The organism is Sphingosinicella sp., assembly GCF_052387495.1.
GTDB lineage: Bacteria > Pseudomonadota > Alphaproteobacteria > Sphingomonadales > Sphingomonadaceae > Allosphingosinicella.
Genome location: NZ_JBQTJC010000067.1, coordinates 1 through 5,043, shown reverse-complemented (window position 1 = coordinate 5,043; position 5,043 = coordinate 1). Strand labels below are relative to the sequence as shown.

Genomic DNA, 5,043 nt, shown 5'->3' with positions numbered 1-5,043 from the left:
CTGCCCTTCATGCCGACGCAGGCGCCGACCGGATCGATCGAGCTGTCGTGGGAGAGGACGCCGATCTTGGCGCGGCTGCCCGGATCGCGGGCGGCGGCTTTGATCTCGATGATGCCGTCGTAAATCTCCGGCACTTCCTGCGCGAACAGCTTCTTCATGAACTCGGGATGGGCGCGGGAGAGGAAAATTTGCGGGCCCCGGTTCTCGCGGCGGACGTTGAGGATGATCGAGCGCACCCGGTCGCCGACGCGGAGCAATTCGCGCGGGATTTGCTGGTCGCGGCGGATCACGCCCTCGGCGCGGCCCAGATCGACGACGACATGGCCGAACTCGACGCGCTTGACGACGCCGGTGATGATCTCGCTGCCGCGGTCCTTGAATTCCTCATATTGCCGCTCGCGCTCGGCGTCGCGGACCTTCTGGAAGATGACCTGCTTGGCGGCCTGGGCGGCGATTCGGCCAAACTCGATCGGGGGCAGCGGGTCGACGATGAAGTCGCCGAGCTTGGCATCCTTCTGCAGCTTGGCTGCGTCCTCGAGGTTGACCTGCTTGAAATAGTCCTCGACCTCCTCGACCACCTCGACGACGCGCCACAGGCGGAGGTCGCCCGAGGTCGGATCGAGTTTGGCGCGGATGTCGTTCTCGGCGCCGTAGCGGGCGCGGGCGGCGCGTTGGATCGCGTCTTCCATCGCCTCGATGACGATCATCCGATCGATCAGTTTCTCCCGCGCGACGGCGTCGGCGATCGCGATCAGCTCGGCCTTGTTGGCGGAGACGGCGCCGGGCGCTCCGGCGGCGGTGGTGGCTTCGGTGGCCATAAAGCTCAGTCCTGTCCTTCCAAAATGTCGTCGGCGCCGTCCACGGAAAGCGGCGCGGTCGCCTGAATCAGCCTGTCGGTCAAGAGCAGCTTGGCCGAATGCACCGCGGCGAGCGGCAGCGCGGTCGGGCCGACCCCGCGTACGTCGATCAGCACGGTCTCGCCCTCCATGCCGAGGAGATCGCCGGTGAATTGCCTGCGGCCGTTCAGCGGCTCGCTCAGCGTCAGGCGCGCCTCGTGGCCCTTCCAGTCGTCATAATCCTTGGCCCTCGTCAGCGGCCGGTCGATGCCGGGCGAGCTGACCTCGAGCCGGTAGCCGCCTTCGATCGGATCGGCCCCTTCCGCCTCCAGCGCGTCGAGCCGCTCGGACAGCCGCCGCGAGAGCGTCTCGCACTGGCCCAGGGTCAGCTGGCGGCTCGCCGGGTCCTCGGCCATCACCTGCAGCGTCGGATCGTCGGTGCCGCCGATCATCATCACCCGCACGAGGCTGAGCCCCTCGGCTTCCGCCTCGGGTGCGATGATCCTGGTCAGCTCGGCGATGTCCGCCACGCGCGCTCCTCGAAATACAAAGCCTTCCCGCCGCCGGCCCCGTCCCCGGGACCGACCTCAACGTCTGACGATGTCGAGAAAGGCAGGCGCTATATAGGCGGGAGCGTGAAGAGGGGCAAGCGCGGATTCAGCGGCTGCCCCAGGGCGGCGGCGGGGCCGGGACCGGACGATCGAGGTCGAATTCGACGCGCAAATAGCGGTTCGGGCGTCTCAGCTCGTAGGCGAAGGTGGCGCGCGGCGTGTCGGCCTCCACCGCCCAGACATTGGCGATCGAGACCGGGATGTTCTGGCGGGCGAACAGGTCGCGCGAGAAGGCGTCGGCGGGGAATTCCTGCCGGGTCGCGCTGCCCGAGCTGATCGTGTCGCCGCCATATTGGGTGAGCACGTCCTCGCTGCCGTCCTCGTGCCGGTGGTCGTGCTTGAGGCGGAGGCCCGCGCCGGTGCGGCTGATCACCCAGGTGCGCGAGCGGTTGCCGCCGACATGGAAAGGGATGCGGATCTCGTTCGGGCCGCACTCGCGGACGTGCATCACCAGCCGGCTCGCCGCGAAGTCGCGGTCGGCGGCGTCGGTGGTGACGACCCGGCCTTCATAGGCGTTGCCGCAGAGCGAGCTCAGCCGGGCGAAGAACCGGTCCTGCGGCGATTCGGCGGGCGGCACGACGGCGCAGGCGGCGAGAGCAAAGGCAAGGGCGAGCGCGGCGGCACGGTTCATCGCCCGATCCTATTGCAAGCCTCGCACAATGGAAATGGCGGCGGTATGCAGGCACGGGGTGGGCGCCAAGGCTGGAGTTTTCGCATGCACAGGTTCCGCTCGCTCGCTTTTCCCTTTCTCGCGCTGATCGGCTGCACCGCCGCGAGCGACGCCGGCAATGCCGGCCAGGGCAGCGGCGGGGAGGCGGCGGCGAGGCCGTTCGCGGTCGAGGAGATTGCCAGCTTCGACGAGCCCTGGGCGATGACCTTCCTGCCCGGCGGCCGCCAGGCGCTGATCACCGAGAAGCGCGGGGTGCTGAAATTGTGGACAGTCGGCGCCGGCACGATCGACGTCGGCGGGGTGCCGGCGGTCGATTATGGCGGCCAGGGCGGGCTCGGCGATGTCGTCCTCGCCCCCGATTTCGCGACGAGCAACATGATCTATCTGAGCTTCGCCGAGGTGGGCGATGGCGGTATGCGCGGCGCCGCGGTCGGCCGCGGCCGCCTGGTCGTGGCGGACGGCGCGGCGCGGCTCGAGAATTTCCAGGTGATCTGGCGGCAGGTGCCGAAGTTCGACGGGCGGGGTCATTATGCCCACCGCATCGTTTTCTCGCCCGATGGGCGCCATCTCTTCATCAGCTCGGGCGACCGGCAGGAATTCGACCCGGCGCAGGACATGAATTCCAGTGCCGGCAAGGTGCTGCGGCTCAATCCGGACGGCAGCGTGCCCGCCGACAATCCGTTTGCGAGCCGTGGCGGCGTCACTGCGCAGATCTGGAGCTCTGGTCACCGCAACCCGCTCGGCCTCGCCTTCGCGCCAGACGGGCGGCTATGGGAGCATGAGATGGGCCCGCGCGGCGGCGACGAGTTCAACCTTATCGAGCGTGGCTCGAATTACGGCTATCCGACCGTCTCGAACGGCGATCATTATGACGGCCGCCCGATCCCCGATCACGACACGCGGCCCGAGTTCAACGCGCCCGAAATCACCTGGACGCCGGTCATCTCGCCCTCCAGCCTGATCTTCTACACCGGCGCCATGTTCCCGCAGTGGCGCGGCAGCGCGCTGATCGGCGGCCTCTCGGGCCAGGCGCTGGTCCGGGTGACGATCGACGGCAACTCCGCGCGCGAGGCGGAGCGCTTCGCGATGGGTCAGCGCATCCGCGAGGTCGAGCAGCATCCCGACGGCTCGGTCTATCTGCTTGAGGATGAGCGCAACGGCTCGGGCGGGCGGCTGCTCAGGCTGACGCCGGCGCCTTAGCGGCTCAAACGATCCATTTCTTCCGGATCGCCCAGCCGATCGCCATCAGGATCGCGAAAATGACGAGCAGGATCGCGGTCAGGGCCCGGCTGCGCCGCCCGGTCGCGATCATGAACGCGCCGTTCGCCGTGCAGATCAGGCCGTAGCCGATGACGAGCGCGAAGATGCCGAGGACGAACTGCGTGTCCTCAGCCGTGCCAGTATAGGTCGTGCCTCCAGCTTCGACGCCCGGCGCGGCGATCGAGGGATAGAGGTTCCAGGCGATGGCGCCCATGAACAGGACGAGGAACAGTCCGAGGCCGAGCAGCACCCAGCCGCGCGTCCGCCAATCGCGTTCCGGTGCCGCCCCGTTCTCCATGCCGGCAGGCTACACCCGGCGGTAGCGGAAATACCAGACCTCGCGGCCCTCGCGCCGCGCCTTGGCCTCGTAGCGCGTCTCGGGCCAGCCGCCGGGGCGGACGAGGAAGTCCTTCGCGCTCTCGGCGAGCCATTCGAGGTCCCGGCGACCGCTCATCACCATCATCGCCCAGCGGCAATAAGTCGGATCGTCGGTGCCGAGCCGGAACTCGCCGCCCTGCTCCATCTTCGCCGCGATCAGATCGAGCGGGCCCGGATTGATCATCCGCCGTTTCGCATGGCGCGCCTTGGGCCAGGGATCGGGATGGAGCAGGTAGACGAAGCGCAGGCTCGCGTCGGGCAGCCGCTCGAGCACGTCGAGCGCGTCGCCCATGTGCAGCCGCACGTTGGCGAGATGCTTTTCGCCGATGTGGCCGAGCGCGGCGGCGACGCCGTTGAGGAAGGGCTCGACCCCGATGAAGCCGTGATCGGGCAGCAGATCGGCGCGGTAAGCGAGATGCTCCCCGCCGCCGAAGCCGATCTCGAAATGGAGCGGGCAGTTGTCGCCGAACAAGGCGTGAGGATCGATCGGTCCTTCCATCGGCACCGCGATCTGCGGCAGCAGTCGCTCGACCAGCTCCGACTGGCCGGCGCGCAGCGGCCGTCCCTTGGAGCGGCCGTAGAGGCGGCGAATGGTGGCGGGATCGTTCATGTCGGCTTGGGCGGAGTGCTGCTATCGTCTTTGCCATGAGACTCGCAAGCTGCATCGCCGCCGCCCTGCTCTTCTGCGGCGGCGCGCCAGCGCTGGCGACGAGCACCATCGGTTGCACCGTCGCGGATTATCCCGGGATGGACCTTGCCATGACGGTCGGCCACGGCGTCGGCGCGGGCATCGTTCAAGCAACGATCAGCGACGGCGGCGAGGAGATCAGCACCGTGAACAGCGGCGGCGCGGCCGTCGCCCAGGCGTGGATCGACGAAGACACGCTCAAGCTCGATCTCGTCGATGCGAATGCCGCGCGCTATCTTGTACGTCTCGACACGCGCCGCCGCGGCAATGCCTATGTCGGAACCTTGCTCTATCGCGGACGGACCTGGCGGGTGCGCTGCGAGGAGGCGAGCTAGTCCGCGAACAGATCGCGGTGCGCCTCGCGTAGCGCCGCTTTCTGCACCTTGCCCATCGCGTTGCGCGGCAGGGCGTCGGCGAAGAGGATTCGGCGCGGCTGCTTGAAGCGGGCGAGGCCGGCGATTCCGGTAAGCAGTGCGGTCTCGTCGAGACCGGGATCGATTCGGGTGACGACCGCGACCACGGCCTCGCCCAGATCGGGATGCGGGACGCCGATCACCGCGCTCTCACCGACGCCGGGGACGGCGTCGATCGCGAGCTCGA

8 protein-coding genes are annotated in these 5,043 nt (G+C 68.4%); 2 read left to right on the top strand and 6 right to left on the bottom strand.

What is annotated here, in order from left to right:
- The 3 genes from nusA to ACT4N8_RS03670 form a co-directional block, all read right to left on the bottom strand.
- A partial coding sequence (nusA, locus tag ACT4N8_RS03680; RefSeq protein WP_444856782.1) for a transcription termination factor NusA occupies nucleotides 1–818 on the bottom strand: 818 nt, incomplete at its 3' end.
- A gap of 5 nt (nucleotides 819–823) precedes the next feature.
- The gene (rimP, locus tag ACT4N8_RS03675; protein WP_444856781.1) at nucleotides 824–1,366 is read right to left on the bottom strand and encodes a ribosome maturation protein RimP; all 543 of its coding nucleotides are present in this window, start codon (nucleotides 1,364–1,366) and stop codon (nucleotides 824–826) included.
- 127 nt (nucleotides 1,367–1,493) lie between these two features.
- Complete coding sequence (locus ACT4N8_RS03670; RefSeq protein ID WP_444856780.1) at nucleotides 1,494–2,078, bottom strand: hypothetical protein; 585 nt, start codon at nucleotides 2,076–2,078, stop codon at nucleotides 1,494–1,496.
- A gap of 84 nt (nucleotides 2,079–2,162) precedes the next feature.
- Here ACT4N8_RS03670 and ACT4N8_RS03665 point away from each other — a divergent pair, with 84 nt between their 5' ends.
- Nucleotides 2,163–3,317 (top strand): PQQ-dependent sugar dehydrogenase, encoded by a 1,155-nt coding sequence (locus tag ACT4N8_RS03665; RefSeq protein WP_444856779.1) that lies wholly within the window; start codon nucleotides 2,163–2,165, stop codon nucleotides 3,315–3,317.
- Nucleotides 3,318–3,321: 4 nt separating this feature from the next.
- On the opposite strand, the gene ACT4N8_RS03660 is transcribed toward ACT4N8_RS03665, so the two are convergent.
- Nucleotides 3,322–3,675, bottom strand: a complete 354-nt coding sequence (locus ACT4N8_RS03660) for a hypothetical protein (protein WP_444856778.1) — start codon at nucleotides 3,673–3,675, stop codon at nucleotides 3,322–3,324.
- 9 nt (nucleotides 3,676–3,684) lie between these two features.
- The gene (gene trmB, locus ACT4N8_RS03655; RefSeq protein ID WP_444856777.1) at nucleotides 3,685–4,365 is read right to left on the bottom strand and encodes a tRNA (guanine(46)-N(7))-methyltransferase TrmB; all 681 of its coding nucleotides are present in this window, start codon (nucleotides 4,363–4,365) and stop codon (nucleotides 3,685–3,687) included.
- Between the two features lie 35 nt (nucleotides 4,366–4,400).
- Here trmB and ACT4N8_RS03650 point away from each other — a divergent pair, with 35 nt between their 5' ends.
- Nucleotides 4,401–4,778, top strand: coding sequence for a hypothetical protein (locus ACT4N8_RS03650; RefSeq protein WP_444856776.1), 378 nt, complete (start codon nucleotides 4,401–4,403; stop codon nucleotides 4,776–4,778).
- Here the strand turns inward: ACT4N8_RS03650 and ACT4N8_RS03645 are convergent.
- The coding region (locus ACT4N8_RS03645) for an AMP-binding enzyme (protein WP_444856775.1) at nucleotides 4,775–5,043 on the bottom strand (269 nt) is incomplete at its 5' end. The genes ACT4N8_RS03650 and ACT4N8_RS03645 overlap by 4 nt on opposite strands.